The organism is Nocardioides convexus (assembly GCF_011090295.1).
This window is the reverse complement of sequence record NZ_JAAMYA010000001.1, coordinates 3,173,985-3,192,931: the sequence shown is the minus strand read 5'-3', so window position 1 is coordinate 3,192,931 and position 18,947 is coordinate 3,173,985. Positions and strand designations below refer to the sequence as shown.

At 73.6% G+C, this 18,947-nt stretch carries 24 protein-coding genes and 6 pseudogenes; 7 read left to right on the top strand and 23 right to left on the bottom strand.

Translation table 11 applies throughout. From position 1 onward, the window contains the following. Positions 1 to 488: 488 nt before the first annotated feature. The 8 genes and pseudogenes from G5V59_RS23855 to G5V59_RS23810 all read right to left on the bottom strand — a co-directional run bounded on the left by G5V59_RS23855 (position 489) and on the right by G5V59_RS23810 (position 6,717). Positions 489 to 1,388 (bottom strand): ATP-binding cassette domain-containing protein, encoded by a 900-nt coding sequence (locus G5V59_RS23855; protein WP_278258118.1) that lies wholly within the window; start codon positions 1,386 to 1,388, stop codon positions 489 to 491. A gap of 151 nt (positions 1,389 to 1,539) precedes the next feature. Next, a pseudogene (locus G5V59_RS23850) lies at positions 1,540 to 1,929 on the bottom strand (ATP-binding cassette domain-containing protein); the annotation flags it as partial. A gap of 28 nt (positions 1,930 to 1,957) precedes the next feature. Next, positions 1,958 to 2,143, bottom strand: a pseudogene (locus G5V59_RS23845) (ATP-binding cassette domain-containing protein); the annotation flags it as partial. An 88-nt stretch (positions 2,144 to 2,231) separates the two neighbouring features. Then, complete coding sequence (locus G5V59_RS23840) at positions 2,232 to 2,417, bottom strand: hypothetical protein (RefSeq protein WP_278258117.1); 186 nt, start codon at positions 2,415 to 2,417, stop codon at positions 2,232 to 2,234. Further along, the gene (locus tag G5V59_RS23835) at positions 2,414 to 3,376 is read right to left on the bottom strand and encodes a hypothetical protein (RefSeq protein ID WP_278258116.1); all 963 of its coding nucleotides are present in this window, start codon (positions 3,374 to 3,376) and stop codon (positions 2,414 to 2,416) included. Before G5V59_RS23835 ends, G5V59_RS23840 begins: the two co-directional genes overlap by 4 nt. A gap of 90 nt (positions 3,377 to 3,466) precedes the next feature. Next, a pseudogene (locus G5V59_RS23830) lies at positions 3,467 to 4,667 on the bottom strand (ATP-binding protein). 103 nt (positions 4,668 to 4,770) lie between these two features. Continuing rightward, entirely contained in the window at positions 4,771 to 5,268 is a 498-nt protein-coding gene (locus G5V59_RS23815; RefSeq protein WP_278258112.1) for a hypothetical protein, read from the bottom strand. 147 nt (positions 5,269 to 5,415) lie between these two features. Further along, the gene (locus G5V59_RS23810) at positions 5,416 to 6,717 is read right to left on the bottom strand and encodes a hypothetical protein (protein ID WP_278258111.1); all 1,302 of its coding nucleotides are present in this window, start codon (positions 6,715 to 6,717) and stop codon (positions 5,416 to 5,418) included. A 60-nt stretch (positions 6,718 to 6,777) separates the two neighbouring features. Between G5V59_RS23810 and G5V59_RS23805 the strand changes: the two genes are divergently transcribed. Genes G5V59_RS23805 through G5V59_RS37605 form a run of 4 tightly spaced genes read left to right on the top strand, consistent with a single transcriptional unit; the run spans position 6,778 to position 8,044 of the window. Further along, positions 6,778 to 7,506, top strand: a complete 729-nt coding sequence (locus G5V59_RS23805; protein ID WP_341351022.1) for a DNA-formamidopyrimidine glycosylase family protein — start codon at positions 6,778 to 6,780, stop codon at positions 7,504 to 7,506. A gap of 26 nt (positions 7,507 to 7,532) precedes the next feature. Beyond that, the gene (locus G5V59_RS37615; RefSeq protein ID WP_341351021.1) at positions 7,533 to 7,694 is read left to right on the top strand and encodes a zinc finger domain-containing protein; all 162 of its coding nucleotides are present in this window, start codon (positions 7,533 to 7,535) and stop codon (positions 7,692 to 7,694) included. Positions 7,695 to 7,703: 9 nt separating this feature from the next. Continuing rightward, complete coding sequence (locus G5V59_RS37610; protein ID WP_341351020.1) at positions 7,704 to 7,856, top strand: rhodanese-like domain-containing protein; 153 nt, start codon at positions 7,704 to 7,706, stop codon at positions 7,854 to 7,856. Next, entirely contained in the window at positions 7,787 to 8,044 is a 258-nt protein-coding gene (locus G5V59_RS37605; protein ID WP_341351019.1) for a rhodanese-like domain-containing protein, read from the top strand. The genes G5V59_RS37610 and G5V59_RS37605 overlap by 70 nt, the downstream gene beginning before the upstream one ends. On the opposite strand, the gene G5V59_RS23800 is transcribed toward G5V59_RS37605, so the two are convergent. The 5 genes and pseudogenes from G5V59_RS23800 to G5V59_RS23785 form a co-directional block, all read right to left on the bottom strand. Continuing rightward, entirely contained in the window at positions 7,959 to 8,771 is an 813-nt protein-coding gene (locus tag G5V59_RS23800) for a hypothetical protein (RefSeq protein ID WP_341351018.1), read from the bottom strand. The two genes, G5V59_RS37605 and G5V59_RS23800, sit on opposite strands and share 86 nt — an antisense overlap. Positions 8,772 to 8,841: 70 nt before the next feature. Next, positions 8,842 to 9,213, bottom strand: coding sequence for a leucyl/phenylalanyl-tRNA--protein transferase (locus tag G5V59_RS37600; RefSeq protein ID WP_341351302.1), 372 nt, complete (start codon positions 9,211 to 9,213; stop codon positions 8,842 to 8,844). A 73-nt stretch (positions 9,214 to 9,286) separates the two neighbouring features. Continuing rightward, positions 9,287 to 9,436: pseudogene (locus G5V59_RS37595) on the bottom strand (leucyl/phenylalanyl-tRNA--protein transferase); the annotation flags it as partial. Between the two features lie 330 nt (positions 9,437 to 9,766). Next, a complete protein-coding gene (locus tag G5V59_RS23790; RefSeq protein WP_278258109.1) occupies positions 9,767 to 9,943 on the bottom strand; it encodes a hypothetical protein in 177 nt (58 codons plus the stop codon). Positions 9,944 to 10,034: 91 nt separating this feature from the next. After that, positions 10,035 to 10,220 carry a hypothetical protein gene (locus G5V59_RS23785; protein WP_278258108.1) on the bottom strand — a complete coding sequence of 62 codons (186 nt, stop codon included), beginning with the start codon at positions 10,218 to 10,220 and terminating at the stop codon, positions 10,035 to 10,037. 58 nt (positions 10,221 to 10,278) lie between these two features. On the opposite strand from G5V59_RS23785, the gene G5V59_RS23780 reads away from it, so the two are divergent. Next, positions 10,279 to 11,130, top strand: a complete 852-nt coding sequence (locus G5V59_RS23780) for a hypothetical protein (protein WP_278258107.1) — start codon at positions 10,279 to 10,281, stop codon at positions 11,128 to 11,130. 222 nt (positions 11,131 to 11,352) lie between these two features. Here G5V59_RS23780 and G5V59_RS23775 read toward each other — a convergent pair whose 3' ends face one another. The 10 genes and pseudogenes from G5V59_RS23775 to G5V59_RS37590 form a co-directional block, all read right to left on the bottom strand. Then, positions 11,353 to 12,021: a hypothetical protein gene (locus G5V59_RS23775; protein WP_278258106.1), complete on the bottom strand. Its 669-nt coding sequence runs from the start codon at positions 12,019 to 12,021 to the stop codon at positions 11,353 to 11,355. After that, a complete protein-coding gene (locus G5V59_RS23770; protein WP_278258105.1) occupies positions 11,948 to 12,646 on the bottom strand; it encodes a hypothetical protein in 699 nt (232 codons plus the stop codon). The genes G5V59_RS23775 and G5V59_RS23770 overlap by 74 nt, the downstream gene beginning before the upstream one ends. Next, positions 12,549 to 13,091 carry a hypothetical protein gene (locus tag G5V59_RS23765; protein ID WP_278258104.1) on the bottom strand — a complete coding sequence of 181 codons (543 nt, stop codon included), beginning with the start codon at positions 13,089 to 13,091 and terminating at the stop codon, positions 12,549 to 12,551. The genes G5V59_RS23770 and G5V59_RS23765 overlap by 98 nt, the downstream gene beginning before the upstream one ends. Continuing rightward, a complete protein-coding gene (locus G5V59_RS23760) occupies positions 13,088 to 13,336 on the bottom strand; it encodes a hypothetical protein (RefSeq protein WP_278258103.1) in 249 nt (82 codons plus the stop codon). Before G5V59_RS23760 ends, G5V59_RS23765 begins: the two co-directional genes overlap by 4 nt. A 64-nt stretch (positions 13,337 to 13,400) precedes the next feature. After that, positions 13,401 to 13,991, bottom strand: coding sequence for a hypothetical protein (locus tag G5V59_RS23755; protein WP_278258102.1), 591 nt, complete (start codon positions 13,989 to 13,991; stop codon positions 13,401 to 13,403). A 201-nt stretch (positions 13,992 to 14,192) separates the two neighbouring features. Then, entirely contained in the window at positions 14,193 to 14,405 is a 213-nt protein-coding gene (locus G5V59_RS23750) for a hypothetical protein (RefSeq protein WP_278258101.1), read from the bottom strand. A 12-nt stretch (positions 14,406 to 14,417) separates the two neighbouring features. Beyond that, a complete protein-coding gene (locus G5V59_RS23745; RefSeq protein WP_278258100.1) occupies positions 14,418 to 14,627 on the bottom strand; it encodes a biotin/lipoyl-containing protein in 210 nt (69 codons plus the stop codon). Positions 14,628 to 14,738: 111 nt separating this feature from the next. After that, a complete protein-coding gene (locus G5V59_RS23740) occupies positions 14,739 to 15,323 on the bottom strand; it encodes a hypothetical protein (RefSeq protein ID WP_278258099.1) in 585 nt (194 codons plus the stop codon). 64 nt (positions 15,324 to 15,387) lie between these two features. Further along, positions 15,388 to 16,180, bottom strand: a pseudogene (locus G5V59_RS23735) (biotin carboxylase N-terminal domain-containing protein); the annotation flags it as partial. A gap of 65 nt (positions 16,181 to 16,245) precedes the next feature. Continuing rightward, positions 16,246 to 17,821, bottom strand: a pseudogene (locus G5V59_RS37590) (carboxyl transferase domain-containing protein). A 53-nt stretch (positions 17,822 to 17,874) separates the two neighbouring features. Here G5V59_RS37590 and G5V59_RS23715 point away from each other — a divergent pair. Both G5V59_RS23715 and G5V59_RS23710 read left to right on the top strand, forming a co-directional pair. Continuing rightward, the gene (locus G5V59_RS23715; protein WP_278258097.1) at positions 17,875 to 18,333 is read left to right on the top strand and encodes a hypothetical protein; all 459 of its coding nucleotides are present in this window, start codon (positions 17,875 to 17,877) and stop codon (positions 18,331 to 18,333) included. Positions 18,334 to 18,369: 36 nt separating this feature from the next. Beyond that, on the top strand, positions 18,370 to 18,930 hold the full coding sequence (locus G5V59_RS23710; protein WP_278258096.1) for a TetR family transcriptional regulator: 561 nt from the start codon (positions 18,370 to 18,372) through the stop codon (positions 18,928 to 18,930). The last annotated feature ends 17 nt before the right edge of the window (positions 18,931 to 18,947 follow it).

Sequence of the window (18,947 nt, the reverse complement as noted above, 5' to 3'; positions counted from 1 at the left end):
CCGTTCTCGGTGCGCGGGGCGGGCGGCGTGGACCTGGAGAAGTGGTGGGAGGAGAACCGCTTCCAGGCCTACCAGGGCGTGTCCGTGCCGGGCTTCCCGAACTTCTTCTCCATCCTCGGGCCCTACGGCTACAACGGCTCGTCGTACTTCAACCTGATCGAGACGCAGAGCGCGCACATCGTCCGTGCGCTCAAGCACGCGCGCAAGACGGGGGCGACCCGGGTGGAGGTGACGGCGGAGGCGAACGCGGAGTACCTCGCGAGCGCGCTGGGCCGCCGCAAGCACCAGGTGTTCTTCCAGGACTCGTGCGGGATCGCCAACAGCCTACTACTTCGACGACAACGGCGACGTGCCCTTCCGGGCGGCGACGACGCTGGAGACGATGTGGGCGGCGAAGACCTACCCGCTCGACGCCTACGCCTTCACCGGCTGATCGCAGGACTCCTGGCTGCGACGCAACTACCGAATTCGTCGCGTTGCCGGCCGTTTCACGACAAAATTGGTATTTGCGTCGCGCACCAGGAGCGGCTCAGCCGAGCTCCAGCGTCGCGCCGGCCCACCGGCGCCGGAGCCACCGGTCGTGCGAGGCCACCACGATCGTGCCCGGGCTGCTCCCGATCGCCTCCTCCAGGCTCGGTGACCAGCGCGAGCGAGAGGTGGTTGGTCGGCTCGTCCAGCAGGAGCAGGTCGGGCGCGGTGGCCACGGCGATCGCGAGGGCGAGGCGGCGGCGCTGCCCCACCGAGAGCAGGACGACGGGCTTGGGGTGCTCGCGCGCCGGGAGCAGCCCGAGCGAGCGCAACGGCCGCGACTGCGCGGACTCCGGGCCGACGAGCGCGGCGTAGGTGTCGGCTGCCGTGGCCGTGAGGTCCGGGAAGACCGGGTCCTGCGTGAGCTCGACGACTCGCCGGGCGATGACCTGCACGGTGCCGCTGGCGGGCCTCACCCGGCCGGCGAGGACGCCCAGCAGCGTGGACTTCCCGGTGCCGTTGGCGCCGGTGACGAGCAGGTGCTCGCCGCTGTCGAGGTCCAGCACCGGCAGCCGCAGCCGGTCCACGACGACGAGGTCGCGCACGGTGACCACCCGGCCGCCGGCTGCGGCCGCGGTGAGACCGGTCGCGAGCCGCAACGGCGCGGGCGGCTTGGGGACCTGGTCCCGCTCGGCCTCCTCGAGGCGCCGCTCGGCGTCCTTCTTGCGCCGGGCGAGGGCGCGGTCGACGTTCTGGCCCTTGAAAGCGTGGATGAACTTGTCGTTGTCCCGCGGACCGCGGCCCGGGGCGATCGCGCTCTTCTCGACCCTGGTAGCGGCGCGCAGCCGGGTCAGGCTCCTCCTGCTGCTGCTCGTAGGCCTGCTCCCAGCGGCGCCGTGCGGCGGCACGCTCCGCGGCATAGGCGGTCCAGCCGCCGCCGTAGCGGCGCCCGCCGCGACCGTCGGTGCCGAGCCCGACCGGGTCGAGGTCGACCAGGTCGGTGCAGACCTCGTCGAGGAGCACCCGGTCGTGGCTGGTGAGCAGAACCACGCCCGGGAGGTCCCGCAGGAATCCCACGAGCAGCGCCACGGCCTCGTCGTCGAGGTGGTTGGTCGGCTCGTCCAGCAGGAGACAGGCCGGCCGCCGGGTGATCAGCGTGGCGAGCGCGAGCCGGGTGCGCTGGCCACCGGACAGGCTGCCCACCCGCCGGTCCTGGTCGAGCCCGTCGAGGCCGAGTCTGCTCGGCGGCGAGCAGCGCGCGGCGGTCGGCGTCCCAGGCGTCGGCTGCGAGGGCGCGTTCCAGCGCGGCGGCGTACCGCTCGGCGGTGACGGGGTCGTCCAGGCCGTCGGCCAGCCGCTCGACGTCCGCGACCGCCTGCCGCAGCGGCGCCAGCGTGGTCGCCAGCACGTCCGCGATCGTGGCCTCGTCGGCGAACGGCGGCTCCTGCGTGAGGAACGCATGGTCCGGCGGCGTCTCGACGCTGCCCGTGACGTGGGCGACGGCGGGCAGGCTGCCGTCGATCGCGCGCAGCAGCGTGGACTTGCCGGCGCCGTTCTCGCCGATCAGGCCGATCCGGCGGCCGGGCTGGGCGAGCAGGTCGACCCCGTCGAGGACGGTTCGACGCCCGAAGGTGACGGTGAGGTCGCGGACGACGATCGGGTGGAGTGCGGACATGACGGTGCCTTCGGGACGAGATCGGACTCGCCGGGCGGGGCCGCGGACGCGAGTCGGGTCAGGCAGTCATGAGCATGATGGGACGAGTCTACGGCGGGCCGCGCGGGGCCCGCCAGTCATTTACAGCCCGCCGAGGATGCGGGCCCGCGTCGCGTCGTACTCCTCGCGGCTGACGAGGTCGCGGCGCAGCAGACTCGTCGAGCTCGGCCAGCCGGTCCGCCGCCGAGGCGGGCTCCGCCGGTGCCGACGGGGCAGCCGGTGCCATCGGGGTCACCAGCCGCGCGGCGGCCCAGTCGATCTCCCAGTCCCGGGTCTCGGGGTCGACGAGGACGGGCAGGCTCGCCGCCGTAGAGCAGCGGCAGCCGGAGCTCGGGTACGACGGTCCGGGTCTGCACCTCGAAGGGGGCGACGTCCTCGCCCTCGATCCGCAGGCTGAGACTGGACGAGCGGCTGGTCGTTGATCCGGACGTTGGTCTGGTCGAAGGACAGCACGTGCCCCCGCGCCCTGCGGCCGCGGGCCCGCAGCCGGTACGTCCGCTGCTGGGAGCGGGTGCGCCCGCGCGCGACGAGCAGGGCGATCAGCACGTCCAGGACCGTGATCCCGATGCCGGTCGGCAGCAACCAGCCGGAGCCGGGCTCGTCCACGACCAGGCCCATCACCAGGAAGACCGGGCCGACCACGCCGCAGACCAGCATGAAGGCCAGCATCGGCACGAAGTTGCGCAGGAACGAGCGCGGCTTCTGGATCGGGGCGTCACTCACGCGCTCAGCGTAGGGCCTCAGGTGTCCGCGGTCAGGTGGTCGAGCAGGTCGTCGAGGTCGTCGAGGTCGTCGAAGACCACCGTCTCCCGCCGCTCTCCGGACCCGTCGCCGGGCTCGACCTCCAGGTCGTCGAGTCTGGAGGTCGTCGTCGAGCCGGACCCGGATCGCGCCGCGCGGGAAGTGCTCGGCCGCCTCGAACGACAGCAGCACCGCGTCGGGCAGCACCACGACGGAGCGGATCAGCAGGTCGTCGCGCAGGTCGGTGCGCTCGGCGACGGCGCCCTCCCCCACGGCGTCCTCGATCTCCACCGCGACCTGCTCGACGACCTCGCGCCACTGCGCGGAGGTGATCGCCACGACGCCGGCCACGCGGCGCACGAGGGCGTCCCGGTCGGCGTCCGACCCGTCGTCCGGGTCGACGTTCAGGCTGACCTCGGCGTCGGCGCCGGAGAGGTAGGTCCGGCCGTGCACGAACGAGTCGTCGACGACAGGGTCACTGATGAGGCCGGCCTCGGAGAGAGCGTCCGCGAGTCGCTGCAGATCCACAGCGAGGAGACTAGATCACGCCTGCGTGCGCAGGTAGCGCCCGAAGTGCGGGACCGTGAACGCGATCCGCCCGCGCTCCCCGGAGTAGATCAGCCCCTTCTTGAGCAGCGAGTCGCGCGCCGGCGAGAGCGACTGCGGCTTCTTGCCCAGGACGGCGGCCACGTCGGCCGTGGCCACCGAGCCGACCGGGTCCTCGTCGTCACCGGCGGCGTCGGCCATCGCCCGCAGGTAGTCGCGCTCGGCGGGAGTCGCCCGCTCGTAGCGCGAACCGAAGAAGCCCACCGCGAGCTCGCGCTCGGCCTCGGGCCCGGCCACGGCGACGTCGTCGGCGGTGATCGGCGAGCGCGGCGCGAGGTCCCAGGCGGAGCGGCCGTAGGCCTGGATGAAGTAGGGGTAGCCGCGGGTGGCGTCGTACAGCACCGCGAGGGCGTCCGCCGTGAACGCCGCCTCCTCCTCGTCGGCGGGCGCGACCAGGGCTCGGTCGGCGGCGTCGCGGGAGAGCCGGTCGATGCGCTGGTAGGAGAACAGCCGCTCGGAGTAGGACTTGCTGGCCGAGAGGACCGCCGGCAGGTGCGGGAGCCCGGCGCCGACGACGATGACGGGCAGGCCGTTCTGGCTCAGGCTCGTGGCAGGCGGCGCAGAGCGCGGAGACGTCGTCGGCGCCGAGGTCCTGCATCTCGTCGATGAAGATGCCGACGCCCTTGCCGACGTCGGCCGCGAGCCCGCCCACGTCGGTGAACAAACTCGACCAGGTCGATCTCGATGTCGCCGGAGTCGGCCCGCCCCCGGACGACCGGTACGTCGATGCCCGGGCTCCACCGGTCGCGCAGACTTGGCATCGGTGCCCGCCTCCCGCTGGGCGAAGGAACGGATCACACCGAGCACGTGATCGGTCTCCGCCGCCTCGGGGTGGCCCAGGCTCGCGGACCGCCCGGTGCAGCGCGGAGGACAGTGGCCGACGCAGCGACTGGTCCGGACGGGCCTCGAGCTTTGCCGGTCCCCCAGCCCTTGCGGACGGCGGCCGAGCGCAGCGCGTTGAGGAGCACGGTCTTGCCGACCCCACGCAGCCCGGTCAGCACCAGGGAGCGCTCGGGACGGCCGCGGGCGACCCGCTCCAGCACCACGTCGAAGGCGGCCAGCCTGCTCGTCGCGGCCCGCCAGGCTCGGGCGGGCGCTGGCCCGCACCGGGCGCGTAGGGGTTGCGGATCGGATCCATGATCCGACGCTATCGAGATCTCTAGCGCCGGCCCTAGATTCACCTAGCGTGTCGGAGAATCAGGAGGCGTTGACGATCCGCTGGTTCGGCGGCGCGACGATCTTCACGCCGCTGTCGTGCGCGACCAGGCTCGAAGCCTGCTCGCTCCGCCGCGCGCGGTCTCGACCGCCAGCAGCAGCGGCGGGCCGTCGATCGCGACGGAGACCGTCATCGCCGAGCCGTCGTCGTCCTCGCCGGTGAAGCGGCGCACGGCGGCACCGCGCACCTGTCCGGTGCCGGCGTCCTCGAAGCCCTCGAACCGGGAGTCGTCGGGCAGCAGGCTCCGCCAGGTCGCACGAACGCGAGCCTGGGACGGGGCGCCGCCTGCCACTTGCCACGGAGCAGGGCGACCTTCTCGGCGTCGTACCGCAGGGGGTCGCGCATCATCGGCACGTCGGCGAACACGTACACCGTGTTGCCCACCGTCCGGGTCACCAGCGAGCCGCGCTCGGCGTGCTCGAAGGAGGTCTGGCAGGTCCCGTCGTCGGTGACCACCAGGCTCGCCGGTCCCGGCCAGCGGCCCGGCGGGGCCGTTGACCGTCGTGGTGCCGCGGTAGGTCACGTCCTGCAGGCTCGCCCATCGCGTCGTGCGCGGCGTGCAGCGCCGCCGCGGGCTCCATCCCGGCGATGCCGGTGCCGGGCGCCGGGGCCGGGTCGCCGCCGCAGGCCGTGGCCAGGACGAGCACGAGCGCGGCCAGCGCGGTCCTCCTCATGGGAGGGACGCTAGTGGGTGCGGGTACGACGCCCGCGGACCAGTCCGATCCCGGCGACCCCGCACGCCGCACCCAGGCCGGCGAGCCACGGGTCCACGGCCGCGCCGGTCGCGGGGAGCACGTCGGCGACGGGCGTCGCCGCGGGCCGGCTCTCGCTGAGACCGGCGACCTCCCCCTCGTCGCTGAGGACGACGTCCACCACCGCGTCCTCCTCGCCACCGACCTCGCCGCCGACCTCGCCGCCGGCCGGGTCGGTGCCGGGGTCCTCGGGCAGCACGACCGGCTCCTCCACCGGCAGGCTCCGGCTCCTCCTCGCCGCACGCCTCGGTGGCGGGGACCTCGGGGGTGACCAACACCTGCTCGGTCCAGGCGGGCACGTCGACGCGGTCGTGGGCGGCGCTGTCGACGACGGTCACCTCGGAGCCGGGAACGGGCGACCAGCCCGCGCCGGCCGGCGCGGCGGCCGAGGTGCCGGCGGGCTGCTCGACGGCGGGTGCGCCGGCGCGGGTGGCGCCGGTCGCGACGTACCCCGCCGGGGCGGCCTGGTCCACCGGGAGCCAGATCTCGTCGGTGACCGCGGGGGCGGTCGGGGTGAAGGCGCCGCGCGTCCAGCCGGCACCCGCGGGCGTCTCGCCCTCGGGCAGGTCGACGTCCTCCAGGATGCTCCCGGCGACCCGGCTGTCGCCGGTCGCGGTCGCGCCCGCGGGCGCGTTGTCGCCGTCCTGCACCCAGGTCCGCTCCACGTGCGAGAGCCGGTGACCGCCGGGGTGACCACGTCGTCGCGGGTGAGCCCGGTGGGCGACCAGCCCTTGCCGTTGTCCCCGGCGTTCCAGCCCGCTCGCTCCCAGCGGAGGTTGCCGGTCTGCTGCTGGACGTACTGCCACATCGTCTCCACGACCGCCGGTACGGCGGCCCGGTCGACCACGGTGCGCGCGAACTCCCGCTCCATCACCTCCACCGAGCGGCTCCACGTCCAGTACCCGGTCGCCGGAGTCACCACCCGGCTGTGCTCGGCCTCGCTCGTCGCGACCGTGCGCTGCCAGGCCCACTCCTGGTGGGTCACCGCGGGCACGGTGGTGACGACCGCGGGGTGCTCGACGGCGACGTACACGGCGGGGACGGCGGGCTGCCCGCAGGTGGCCGGGTCCGCAGCATGGGCCGAGGGACCGAGCCCGACGACGGCGGCGGTCGCGAGCGCGGCGGGGGTGATGACGAGACGCGGAAGGTGGCGGCGCATGGGGACGGCCTCTCTGCTGGACGGGGGGTGAGCCGCGTCCCGAGTGCGACGTGGCGACCAACCGCGACGCGCGGCCCGAGGTCACTGCCGGCCGGCGGATTCAGGACGAAGTCCCGGGTCGGTGCCCTGTTCTAGGCTGGGCGCGTGCCCGAGCCTGCCCGAAGTCGAGGCGCTGGCCCTGGATCTGCGGGGCCGGCTGGACGGACGTGCCATCACCCGCGTCCACATCGCCGCGTTCAGCGCGCTCAAGACCTACGACCCGGCGCTCTCGGCGATCGAGGGCACCCTCGTCGACGACGTACGACGGCACGGGAAGTTCCTCGACATCGAGGCCAGCGGCCTGCACCTCGTGCTCCACCTGGCCCGGGCGGGCTGGGTGCGCTGGAAGGACGAGGTGCCCGCGCTGCCACCGCGCCCCAGCACGAAGTCCACGCTCGCGGTGCGCGTCGTGCTCGACGAGCGCGACGGGCTCACCCCCGGTCTCGACATCACCGAGGCCGGCACCAAGAAGTCGCTCGCGCTCTACCTCGTCCGGGACCCGCTCGACGTGCCCGGCATCGCCAGCCTCGGCCCGGACCCGCTGACCGAGGACTTCACCCAGGAGCGGCTGGCCGGGATCCTCGCCGAGGCCGGGCGCAAGCAGATCAAGGGAGTGCTGCGGCACCAGGGCACGATCGCGGGCATCGGCAACGCCTACTCCGACGAGATCCTGCACGCGGCCCGGATGCCGCCGTACAAGCCGGCGGACGGGCTGTCGGAGGAGGAGCCTGACCACGCTCTACACCGCGATCCGGCAGACCCTCGGCGACGCCGTCGAGCGCTCCCGCGGGCTCGCCGCGAGCGAGACTGAAGAAGGAGAAGAAGTCGAACCTCGCCGTGCACGGCCAGACCGGCAAGCCCTGCCCGGTCTGCGGAGACATCGTGCGCGAGGTGTCCTTCGCCGACTCCAGCCTGCAGTACTGCCCCACCTGCCAGACCGGCGGGAAGCCGCTGGCCGACCGTCGGATGAGCAAAGCTTGCTCAAGTGACCCGGCCTAGAGTGGCCGCATGATCCCCTCCATCGAGATCGAGAACGTCCCCGACCCGCTGCCCCAGGGCCTGGTGGTCCTCGACGTCCGCGAGGACGAGGAGTGGGCGGCCGGGCGGATCCAGGGTGCGGTGCACATCCCGCTGATGGAGCCTCCCGGCCCGGCTCGGTGAGTTCGTGGAGCCTGGAGGCGCCCCAGACACTCGTCGTGTGCAAGGCGGGCGGACGCTCGGCGCGGGCGGCGGCCTACCTCGCTCAGCAGGGCTACGACGTGGTCAACCTCGTCGACGGGATGATGGGCTGGGAGCGGGCGGGCCGGCCCATGGTCGCCGACGGCGACCAGCCGCCCACCGTCGTCTGAGGCTCCGGACAGCGAAGCGCCCCCGCTCACCGAGGTGAGCGGGGGCGTTCGTACGTCGGCCGGAAGGCTCAGGCTCGGGCTGGCGGTGAGGCTCTCGAGCATGCTCGCGAGCTCCGAGGGGTCGGTCGGGATGTCCGTCGGCATGCCCGAGGGCATCTCGGTCGGCAGGTCGGTCGGCGGCTCGGTCGGCAGGCTCGGTCGAGTCCGAGCCTGTCGGATCCGGAGTCGGACGAGTCTGTCGTCGCTCGAGGAGCCCGAGCCCGAGTCGGTGTCGGAGCAGGTCTTCGACTCGTACTCGTTGTAGGCCTTGACCTTGTCCTTCTCGTCCTTGGAGAGGTCCGCCTCGAACGGGTCGGAGGAGTTGTCCTCGAAGGCCTTCTTGATGTCGTCGCCGCTGACGTCCTTGGCCGCCTTGACCTGGATCTCGAAGCCCTCGCGCGCGTCGTCGGAGATGTCGTCGGGGGTGCCCACGTCCTCGATGTCCTTGACCCGGTCCTTGAGCAGGTCGGCGACCTTGTCGTAGTCCTTGTCCGTGACGGCCTTCTCGAAGTCGTCGCCGCTGGTCTGGGACTTGACCGCCTTGCAGTAGTCCTCCTTCGACGCGTCGGTCGGCGCACCGCCGCAGGCGGAGAGCGAGAGCGCGAGAAGGGCGGCGGCGCCGACGGCGGCCACAGGACGCTTGATCGGAGTCATGAGGGGGTCCTTTCCTGGAGGGTACGAGACACACGTGTGCCCGCGAGCGGAGCGCCGAGCCAGGCGTCAGCCAGGTCGACCTTGCCCCGTCTCGTTCAGACTATTCACAGGTTCGGGAAACTCCGGGTGGCCGTCCGGTGGACGGAGCGCGTGTCCTGCGTCTCGGACCTCAGACGTCCCACATCCGAGAACGGGGGACGTCGATCAGCCCGGCCAGGCTCCGCGACGTAGTCCGCCCGCGGGATCGCCCGCACCCCCAGGCTGCGCAGGTGCGGGGTGGCCCACTGCACGTCGACCAGCCGCGCGTCGCCGTCGGCGCGCAGCCCCTCGACGAGACCGAGCAGCGCCACCTTCGAGGCATCGGTCTCGTGGTGGAACATCGACTCGCCGGCGAACAGCCCGCCGATGGCGACGCCGTAGAGCCCGCCGACGAGCCGGCCCTCGCGCCAGGTCTCGACCGAGTGCGCCCAGCCCAGTCGGTGCAGACTCGGTGTAGGCGCGGGCGATGCGCCGGTCGATCCAGCCGTGGGGCCGGCGCGGGTCGGCGCAGGCCGCGAGCACGGCGGGGAAGGCGGTGTCGACCCGCACCTCGAAGCGGGCCGCCGAGCGGCGCAGCGAGCGCGAGACCCGCGAACCGTCGAGGCGCAGCACCCCGCGGTGGGCAGGACACCACCAACCGACCGAGCGGCCCTCGGGCATCGGGAACAACCCGGAGCGGTACGCCGCCAGCAGGGTTCCCGGCTCGAGGTCGGCGCCGACCGCGACGAGGTCGCTGGCGTCGTACCCCTCGGCGTCGGGCCCGTCGTCACCGGCCGGGAGCGCCGCGAGGTCCTCCCGACTGGGGAGCACCCACGGCGTCGGCGGCGGCTCGACGGGCGACCGGGTCAATTCGCGGAGACCGAGGACTCCGGCACGGTGGCGCTCGCCGCGGGACCGGCCGCGGTGGGGCACTGCTTGCCGACCCAGGCGAAGAAGGCCTCGGCCTTGGCGCTGTCCGCGGCCGAGACACCCGGGATCTCGCCCTTGCTCTCACCGGCGAAGGCCTTGAGCGCGTCCTGGTAGGCTCATCGAGGTGATCGCGTCCACGGCGACGTCGCGGCCCTGCTTCTGCTGCGCGTCGGCGCCGGGGAGGGCGACCCCGTCGAGGGCACCGTAGGACTTCTGGATCTCCTTCCACTGCGCCTCGCTGATCTTGGGCCCGGTCACCGAGCCGGCGGTCTTGATGATGCCGGTGACGGCGGCGCACAGGTCCTCGGCACCGGGCGCGGCGCTGAGCGAGACGGTGCTGCTCGGGGCGTCACTGCCCGCGGACGAGACGCCGTCGGAGGCGCTGGCGTCCGCCGTCGGCGACGAGCCTGGTGGACTCACTCGGGCTGTTGCCGTCGCTGGCCTTGTCGTCGCCTCCGTCACCGCAGGCGGCGAGCGAGAGCGCCAGCAGCGCGCTGGTGGCGACGGCGGCGAGCGGGCGGGTGATCGAGCGCATGGTGGTCCTCACAGTCGGTGTCATCGGACCCCACCCTACGGATCCCTACGATGGAAGCATGGCTTCCCGTCTGCGGAAGGGCCTCGCCGTCGAGGCGGCCCGTCAACTCGCTCCCAAGGTCACCCAGGCTCGCGCCGGGGCTCACCCAGTCGTTCGTGCGCGAGGCGCTGCGCCGCGCGATCTCCGGCGCGGGGCCGCTGCCGCCCGCCGCCGAGGCGGCCGAGGCCCAGCCTGCGCGAGCAGCACGGGAACGTCGACAAGGCGGTGCGCGAGCCTGATCCAGAACCACGTCGCCTACGCCGGCGTGGAGGGCTTCGCCACCAACCTCGGCGGCCTGGTGACCGCGGCCGTCGTCGCACCGGCCAATATCGCCGGACTGGCGCTGATCCAGAGCCGGATGGTGGCCGGGATCGCGCACCTGCGCGGCTACGACCTCGACGACCCGCGGGTGCGCAACGCGATCCTGGAGACGATCCTCGGCGAGGACACCGTCGCGAGGATGGTCAAGAAGCACCAGCCGCCCGCGCCGCCGATGGCCGTGGCGACCGCGCCGCAGCACGACCCGGCGCTCGACCAGACGATCTCCACCGCGCTCGCCAACGAGCCTGATCGGCCGGGTGATCGGCAAGCGGGTCGCGGTCACGGTCGGCAAGCGGGTCCCCGTCATCGGCGGGGCGGTCGGCCTGGTCGCCGACGGCTGGGGCACCTGGAAGGTCGGCCGCTACGCCGACAAGGAGCCTGCGGCCCCGCGCCCTGCGGTAGGCGCCGAGCGCCCTGCGGCCGGGCCCGCTCGTCTCCAGCCTGCTGCACGGTCCACTCCATGGTGCGCATCAGGCGGGGGGTGCGGGCCCGGATGAGCTCGCGCCGCGCCTCCTCGAGCTTGACGCGCAGCCGGTCGGCCTCGGCCTGACGGTCGGCGGCCTCGACGAGGAGCGCCCGGATCGCCTCCAGGGAGGCCTGGGCGACCTGACGCTCGGGCGGCTTGTCGGGGTCGGCCCACTTCTCGGTGGCCGGCGCCTCGCCCCGGAGGTCGGCGAGGTCGCCCACCACGTCGTACCGCCGCTCGGTGAGGCTCCTCGATCCAGGACTCGGTGAGACTCGGCGATCCAGGGGTACTCGCTCGGCGGCAGGCTCAGCCGCGGCGACCTCGTCCGCTTCGACAGGGTCTGGTGGGCCAGCAGGCTCGCGCACGAGGGGGCGGTAGTGCACCGGCGGCAGGTCGCGGGTCGCGGCCTTGTTGATCCGGCGCAGCAGGGCGGACTCGGGCACGCCGAGACTCGGGTTGGCCCGCTCGGTGCCGAGCTCCAGGTCGAGGTCGTGCAGGCCGAAGGCGGTGCTGAAGCGCTGCCACAGGCTCCTCGCGCGGGCCGCCCGGGCGCGGCACGGTGACGATGTGCACCCGCTCCGGCGGGATCGTCGCGCCCCAGCGGTGCAGGATGTCGGGGATCTCCTGGACACCCCAGAACCAGGCGCCGACGCGGTCGCCGCGCTCGGGGTCGCGGATCCGGTCGAGGAACTGGGCGTAGGAGAAGGTCGCGCGGTGCTTGACGTTCTCCTGCCACTCCGCGGGGATCTGCCGCACGAGGTCGCGCACCGAGACGATCAGGTGCACCTCGGTGCCGCCCGTGCCGCCGGGCTCGTGGCCCAGCGAGGCGAGCGCGCGCTGCACCTGCGTGCGCGAGGCGGTCGCCAGGATCTCGTGGCTGATGATCGAGGTGCCGTCGTGCTCACGGACCTGCGCGGCGAGCCGGTCCCAGGCGCCGACGGCCTCCCGCTCCAGCCCGCCCCAGCGCAGCCGCATCAGGTCGAGGGCGGCGAGGAAGTGCTCGTCGAAGCGCTCGGCCGGGTAGGCTCACGCCCTGCTTGAGCAGCCGGGACCGGTTCTGGAACAGCACGTCCTGGAGGTACGACGTTCCGGTCTTCGGGGTGCCCACGTGGAGCAGGACGCGCGAGCTCATCGCTGCGGATCCTCCTTGATCGTCGCCGTCACGGGGTCGAGGAGCAGCCCGAGCGCGAGTGCCAGCACCTCGGCGTCGACCGGCACGACGGGCTCCGCGGGCAGCGGGCCCGGCACCAGCCGGTCGAGATCGCCGAGGACAGGGTATCCAGCGGCGGCGAGGTCGTGGTGGGTGCGTTCGGCCTGGGTGCTCAGCCAGGCTCTCCCAGCGTCGCGGGATCGTCGGCGGCGGACCGCCCGCCCCGTCCAGCCGCTCGGCGAGCGTCGCGCGCAGCAGCGCCGGACGGAGGTCCTTGTCGACCAGCAGGCCCAGCGGCTCACCGACCCGGCGGACCAGGTCGACGGCGTGGGCGCCCAGCCGCGGCGGGCCGTCAAGACCGCGGGTGCCCGACTCGGCCGCCAGCGCCTCGGGGTCGAGGACGACGGTGACCTTGCCGGCGCCGTACTTGTGGGTGGCGGAGCGGGCCATCCGCGGCAGGTCCGCGCGCGGCGGCAGGTGGCCGAAGCCTGGCGGAGTTGCGCAGGAAGTCGGTCCAGCCGGGGCCACCCTGGTCGAACGCGCGCGCGGTCCACGCCTCGGCGAGGACGGTGGCGAGGTCGTCGGCGAGGAGGTACGCCGTCGGGCGCCGCCCGCCCGGCTTGTGGCCCTGCGCGACCAGGCCGTCGCGGACGTACTCCGCGCGCCACTGCGACCCGACCACGACGAACGAGCGCACCCACGGCCGCCGCACGGCGCGGGCCCGGTCCAGGAGGCTCCGCTCGGGAGCCGGCTCGCCGGCGGTCGCGGCCACGTCGTCGGCGATCAGCCCCGCGGCGACCCGCAGCAGGCTCGTCCTCCGGCAGCGTGTCCGGGTCGACCGGGCGCGGCCCGAAGCGGTCCGGCACGTCGCTCGCGCCCAGCACCGGGAGCTCACCGCGACCGCGCCCGGAGACGCCGGCGGCCAGCACCCGGTCGGCCGTGGCGAGCGGGACCCGCCGGCCTGCACTCGCAGCGGCGGCGTTCAGCCGGCGCAGCAGGCCGAGCCTGCTGCGCACCGGGCAGGTCGCCCGCGAACGGATCGCCCTCCGTCGTACCGTCGTCGGGCCAGTCCTGCCATCGCGTCGTGGAGCCCTCCCGCAACGCGGCCGCCCACCCCCAGGCGCGTCGTCGACCACTCATGTGTCAACGGTAGAGGGCCGATCCACCGACGCCACGGGCTGGTCCTCCGGGGCGCGCGACGCAACTACCGAATTGGTCGTGACCGAGCGCGATCCGCAGCGAATCCGGTAGTTGCGTGGCGAGCCCGGAGCCTCAGGAACCGGTGGGCGTGAGGGCCCTCACCACCGCCGAGGGGCTGGGCCGGCCGAGGCTCGCCGGCCATCCAGGCGCTGGTGGCGACGACGGCACCGAGGTCGACGCCGTGCTCGATGCCGAGCCCGGTGAGGAACCAGACCAGGTCCTCGGTGGCGAGGTTGCCGGTCGCGCTCTTGGCGTAGGGGCAGCCGCCGAGACCGCCCGCCGAGGCGTCGTACGTCGTGACACCGGCCTGGAGACCCGCGTGCACGTTGGTGAGCGCCTGGCCGTAGGTGTCGTGGAAGTGCAGCGCGAGCCGCTCCGGCCCGATCCCGGCGGCGCCGAAGGCCGCGACCAGGGCGCGGACGTGACCGGCCGTGGCAACACCGATCGTGTCGCCGAGGCTGAGCCTGGCCCACGCCGAGGTCGAGCAGCCGCGTGCCGACGGCGACGACCTGCTCGACGGGGACGGCGCCCTCCCACGGGTCGCCGAAGCACATCGAGACGTAGCCGCGCACGTCCATGCCCTGCTCCCGGGCACGAGTGATCGTCGGGGCGAACATCTCGAGTCTGGGACTCCAGGGTCCGGTTGAGGTTCTTCTGCGCGAAGGTCTCGGTCGCCGAGGCGAACACCGCGACGTGGCGCAGCCCGAGCTCGACCGCCCGGTCCAGGCCGCGCTCGTTGGGCACGAGCACCGGCAGGCTCGCGGGCCCTTTCGCCGAGTTCCGGCCACGAGACCGGTCATCGACTCGGCGGCGTCGGCGGTCTGCGGCACCCACGTGGGGTGCACGGAGTGGTCGCCTCCACGACCGGCAGGCCGGCGGCCAGCAGCCGCTGGACGAAGGCCGCCTTGGTCGCCGTCGGCACGGCGCTCTTCTCGTTCTGCAGGCCGTCGCGGGGCCCGACCTCGTAGATCGTCACCCGGCTCGGCAGGCCCGGCTCGGGGACCACCATCGGCAGGCTGGCTCATGCGTCCTCCTCCCCCGTCTCGACCACGAACAGCACCGCGCCGAGGGCCACCTGCTGGCCGGTGGCCGCGCCGACGCTCGCCACCACGCCGTCGTACGGCGCGGTGAGGGCGAGCTCCATCTTCATCGCCTCGACCACGCCGAGCACCTGGCCCGCGGTCACCGTCTCGCCCGCGGCCACCCGGACGTCGAGGACCGTGCCCGGCATCGGCGCCACGATCGTGCCGTCCCCCGCCGCGGCGCCGTGGTCGGCGCCGGCGTCGGGACGCGCGAAGACGTAGCGCTGGCCCTGGTGGGCGAGCCTCCACCTGGTGCGGGGTCACCCCCGCGACGGTGCCCTCCGGCACGCGGCGAGCCGGCGTCGCGAGACTCGTCGAGGCTCGACCGCGGGCGGCCTCGGGTCGCCTCCCATCCGGAAGCCGTCGCCCGCGAAGGGGCCGGCCGGTTCGGCGTACGCGTCGAGCCAGAGCCGGGCCGCGATCGCCCGGGCCGGCGCGGGATCCGGCTGCGGTACGTCGTTGCGGTCCAGCCACGCGGTGTCGATGCCGCCGGGCTCGGCGAACTCCGCGCCGGCCACCAGCACCCGCAGGAAGCCGGTGTTCGTGGTCAGCCCGAGGATCGCGGTGTCGTCGAGCGCGGCGACCAGCGCGCGCCGCGCGGACTCGCGGTTCGGGCCGGCGACGATCACCTTGCCGAGCATCGGGTCGTACGACGTGCTGACCACCTGCCCGCTCTCCAGGGCGTGGTCGACGCGGGCGCTCGCCGGCCAGTGCACCGTGGTGGCGCGCCCGGCCTGCGGGAGGAACCCGCCGAAGGCGTCCTCGGCGTAGATCCGCGCCTCGATGGCGTGGTCGTAGAACCGCAGCCCCGCCTGGTCGAAGGGCAGCGGCTCCCCCGCCGCCACCCGCAGCCTGCAGGGCGACCAGGTCGGTGCCGCTGTGCATCTCGGTGACCGGGTGCTCCACCTGCAGGCGGGTGTTCATCTCCAGGAAGTAGAACTCACCCGTCGCCGCGTCCAGCAGGAGCTCGATGGTGCCGGCGTTCTCGTAGCCGACGTTCGCCGACAGCGCGACGGCGGCGGCGTGCATCCGCTCCCGCAGGTCGTCGGCCAGCGCCGGGGCGGGCGCCTCCTCGATCACCTTCTGGTGGCGACGCTGCACCGAGCACTCGCGGGTGCCGAGGTGGACGACGTGGCCGTGGCTGTCGCCCAGCACCTGGACCTCGATGTGGCGCCCGCGCTCGACGTACTTCTCGATCAGGATCGTGTCGTCGCCGAACGCCGTCGCGGCCTCGCGCTTCGCCGCGGCGATGCCCTCTGGAAGGTCGGCGGCCGCGCGCACGACGCGCATGCCCTTGCCGCCGCCACCGGCCGCGGCCTTGACGAGCACCGGGTAGTCGAACGTCGCGGGGTCCTCGTCCAGCCCGTACGACGGCACGACCGGCACACCCGCCGCGACGGCCAGGTCCCGGGCGGCGTCCTTGCGGCCCATCTGCTCGATCACCCGCGGGCTCGGCCCGACCCAGGCGATGCCGGCGTCGGTGACCGCGCGGGCGAAGCCGGCGTTCTCGGACAGGAAGCCGTAGCCCGGGTGGATCGCGTCCGCGCCGGCCTGCCGCGCCGCGGCGAGCACGGCCTGCGCGTCGAGGTAGGCTCGGCACGAGCAGCGCCTCGTCGGCGTCGCGCACGTGCAGCGCGTCGTCGTCGAGGTCGGTGTGCACGGCGATCGTGCGCAGGCCCAGGTCGCGACAGGTGCGGAACACCCGGCGGGCGATCTCGCCGCGGTTGGCGACGAGGACGGAGCCTGATCGTTGTCGTCATCGGTGACTCACATCCGGAAGATGCCGTAGTGGGGGTCGGGCGTGGGCACGGCCGTGGTGACCTCGAGCGCCATGCCGAGGATCCGGCGGGTGTCGGCGGGGTCGATCACGCCGTCGTCCCACAGCCGCGCCGAGGCGTAGTACGGCGAGCCCTGGGTCTCGTACTGCTCACGGATCGGCTGCTTGAACTCCTCCACATCGGGGTCGTCCTCGCGCCCGGCGACGGTGGCGAGCACGTTGGCGGCCTGGTCGCCGCCCATCACCGAGATCCGGGCGTTCGGCCACATCCACAGGAAGCGCGGGTCGTAGGCCCGCCCGCACATGCCGTAGTTGCCGGCGCCGAAGGACCCGCCGATCACGACGGTCGGCTTTGGGCACGACCGAGCAGGCGACCGCGGTGACGAGCTTCGCGCCGTCGCGGGCGATGCCGCGGTTCTCGTACTCGCGACCGACCATGAAGCCGGTGATGTTCTGCAGGAACAGCAGCGGGATGCCGCGCTGGTTGCACAGACTCGACGAAGTGCGCGCCCTTGAGCGCGGACTCGCTGAACAGGATGCCGTTGTTGGCCACGATGCCGACCTGGTGGCCGTGGATCCGGGCGAACCCGCAGACCAGCGTCTCGCCGTAGAGCCTGCTTGAACTCCTGCAGCCGGCTGCCGTCCACCAGGCGCCGGATCACCTCGCGGACGTCGTACGGCGTGCGGGTGCTCGACGGCACGACGTCGTAGATCGTCTCCGGGGCCTCCAGCGGCTCCTCCACCTCCACAGGCTCCGCTGGTCGAGCCTGTCGGGACCGGCAGCGTGTCGACGATGCCGCGCAGGATCCGCAGCGCGTGCGCGTCGTCGTCGGCGAGGTGGTCCACGACGCCGGACCTGCGTGCGTGCACGTCGCCGCCGCCGAGGTCCTCGGCGCTGACGACCTCACCGGTCGCGGCCTTCACCAGCGGCGGGCCGCCGAGGAAGATCGTGCCCTGCTCCTTGACGATCACGGTCTCGTCCGACATCGCGGGGACGTAGGCGCCACCCGCGGTGCACGAGCCCATCACCGCGGCGAGCCTGCGGGATGCCGCGCGCGGACATGTTGGCCTGGTTGAAGAAGATCCGGCCGAAGTGCTCGCGGTCGGGGAACACCTCGTCCTGCATCGGCAGGAAGGCGCCGCCGGAGTCGACGAGGTAGACGCAGGGCAGGTCGTTCTCCGCAGCGATCGCCTGCGCGCGCAGGTGCTTCTTCACCGTCAGCGGGTAGTACGTGCCGCCCTTGACCGTCGCGTCGTTCGCGACGACCAGGGCGTTGCGGCCCTGGATCCGGCCGATGCCGGCGACGACGCCGGCCGACGGGACGGCGTAGTCGTCGCCCGGGCCCTTGCCGTACATCCCGTACGCCGCCAGCGGGGCGACCTCGAGGAACGGGCTCCCCGGGTCGAGCAACCGGTCGACCCGCTCGCGCGGGAGCAGACTTTGCCGCGGTCGGTGTGCTTGGTGCGTGCGGCCTCGCTGCCGCCCTGGCGGACCCGGGCGAGGCGCTCGCGCAGGTCAGCGCTGAGCTCGCGCAGGCTGGGCTCGGTGCTCGGAGTCTCGGACACGTCGCTAGGTTAACGATCATTAACCTGGGCTGTAAAGGCCTAGGCTCCTCGTCGTGAAGCGCTCCCTCGCCGTGGCCGCCGCCCTCAGCCTCACCCTGCTCGCCGCCGGGTGCGACGACGGGGACGACACGTCCTCCGCGAAGCCCTCGGCCGGCGCCTCCTCCGAGGCCTCGGCGGACTCGCCCGGGGCTGGCGAGGTCGAGAACGAGACCTATCCCCGCGGCGCCGACGTCGCCCGCTTCTGCGCGGTCGTCGGCGAGATCGACGACGCGATCGACGAGGCCGAGCCCGGCAACAAGGACCACTGGGACCGGATCCTCTCCGCCTTCGAGGCCCTCGACGCGCTCGGCGTGCCGGACGACCTGCCCGAGGGCGGCGCGGCCGAGCCTGGTCCACGTCGAGTCTGCTCGTCCAGCAGAGCCGCTCGGTGGCCGAGTCTCAACGCCGCGGTCGAGAAGTCGCCGCCGCCGGGCCGCACACTGGACGACTACATCGACGACCACTGCGGGTGAACGAGCGCTAACCTTCGGGGGTGACCGCGACCCGCCGTGAGCAGATCCTGGCCACCGCGGCCGACCTGTTCGCCGCACGCGGCTTCCACGGCGTCTCCGTCGCCGAGCCTGGGCGCCGCCTGCGGGATCTCCGGGCCTGCGCTGTACAAGCACTTCCCCTCCAAGCACGCGATGCTCGCCGAGATGCTCACCTCGATCAGCGAGCGCCTGCTCGCCGTCGGCCGCGAGCGGGTCGACGCGGCCGCCGGCGACCCGGCCGCAGCCCTGCGGGGGCTGGTCGAGTGGCACGTGGAGTTCGCGCTCGGCCACCGGCCCCTGATCGTCGTCCAGGACCGGGACTGGGAGTCCCTGCCCGAGGACGCCCGGGCCCAGGTACGACGCCTCCAGCGCTCCTACATCGCCCTCTGGGCCGACCAGGCTCCGCGCCCTGCGCCCCGAGCCTGGACAAGCCCGGCGCCTACGCCGCCGCCCAGGCGGCCTTCGGCCTGCTCAACTCCACCCCGCGCGCCGGCCACGGCATACCGGACGCGCGACTGCGGGAGCCTGCTCGGGTCGATGGCGCTCGCGGCTCTCGGGGTCTCCGCGCCGGGCTCCTGACCTCGTCGTACCGGCAG

Bases quoted from the DNA above. Each gene is read 5' to 3' on its own strand.
- G5V59_RS23855 (WP_278258118.1), bottom strand. From the start codon at position 1,388: ATGCCGCGGAGCGTGCCGCCGCACGGCGCCGCTGGGAGCAGGCCTACG.
- G5V59_RS37610 (WP_341351020.1), top strand. From the start codon at position 7,704: ATGATCCCCTCCATCGAGATCGAGAACGTCCCCGACCCGCTGCCCCAG.
- G5V59_RS23785 (WP_278258108.1), bottom strand. From the start codon at position 10,220: ATGCGCTCGATCACCCGCCCGCTCGCCGCCGTCGCCACCAGCGCGCTG.
- G5V59_RS23780 (WP_278258107.1), top strand. From the start codon at position 10,279: ATGGCTTCCCGTCTGCGGAAGGGCCTCGCCGTCGAGGCGGCCCGTCAA.
- G5V59_RS23775 (WP_278258106.1), bottom strand. From the start codon at position 12,021: ATGCGGCTGCGCTGGGGCGGGCTGGAGCGGGAGGCCGTCGGCGCCTGG.
- G5V59_RS23770 (WP_278258105.1), bottom strand. From the start codon at position 12,646: ATGGCCCGCTCCGCCACCCACAAGTACGGCGCCGGCAAGGTCACCGTC.
- G5V59_RS23760 (WP_278258103.1), bottom strand. From the start codon at position 13,336: ATGAGTGGTCGACGACGCGCCTGGGGGTGGGCGGCCGCGTTGCGGGAG.
- G5V59_RS23750 (WP_278258101.1), bottom strand. From the start codon at position 14,405: ATGGTGGTCCCCGAGCCGGGCCTGCCGAGCCGGGTGACGATCTACGAG.
- G5V59_RS23745 (WP_278258100.1), bottom strand. From the start codon at position 14,627: ATGCCGGGCACGGTCCTCGACGTCCGGGTGGCCGCGGGCGAGACGGTG.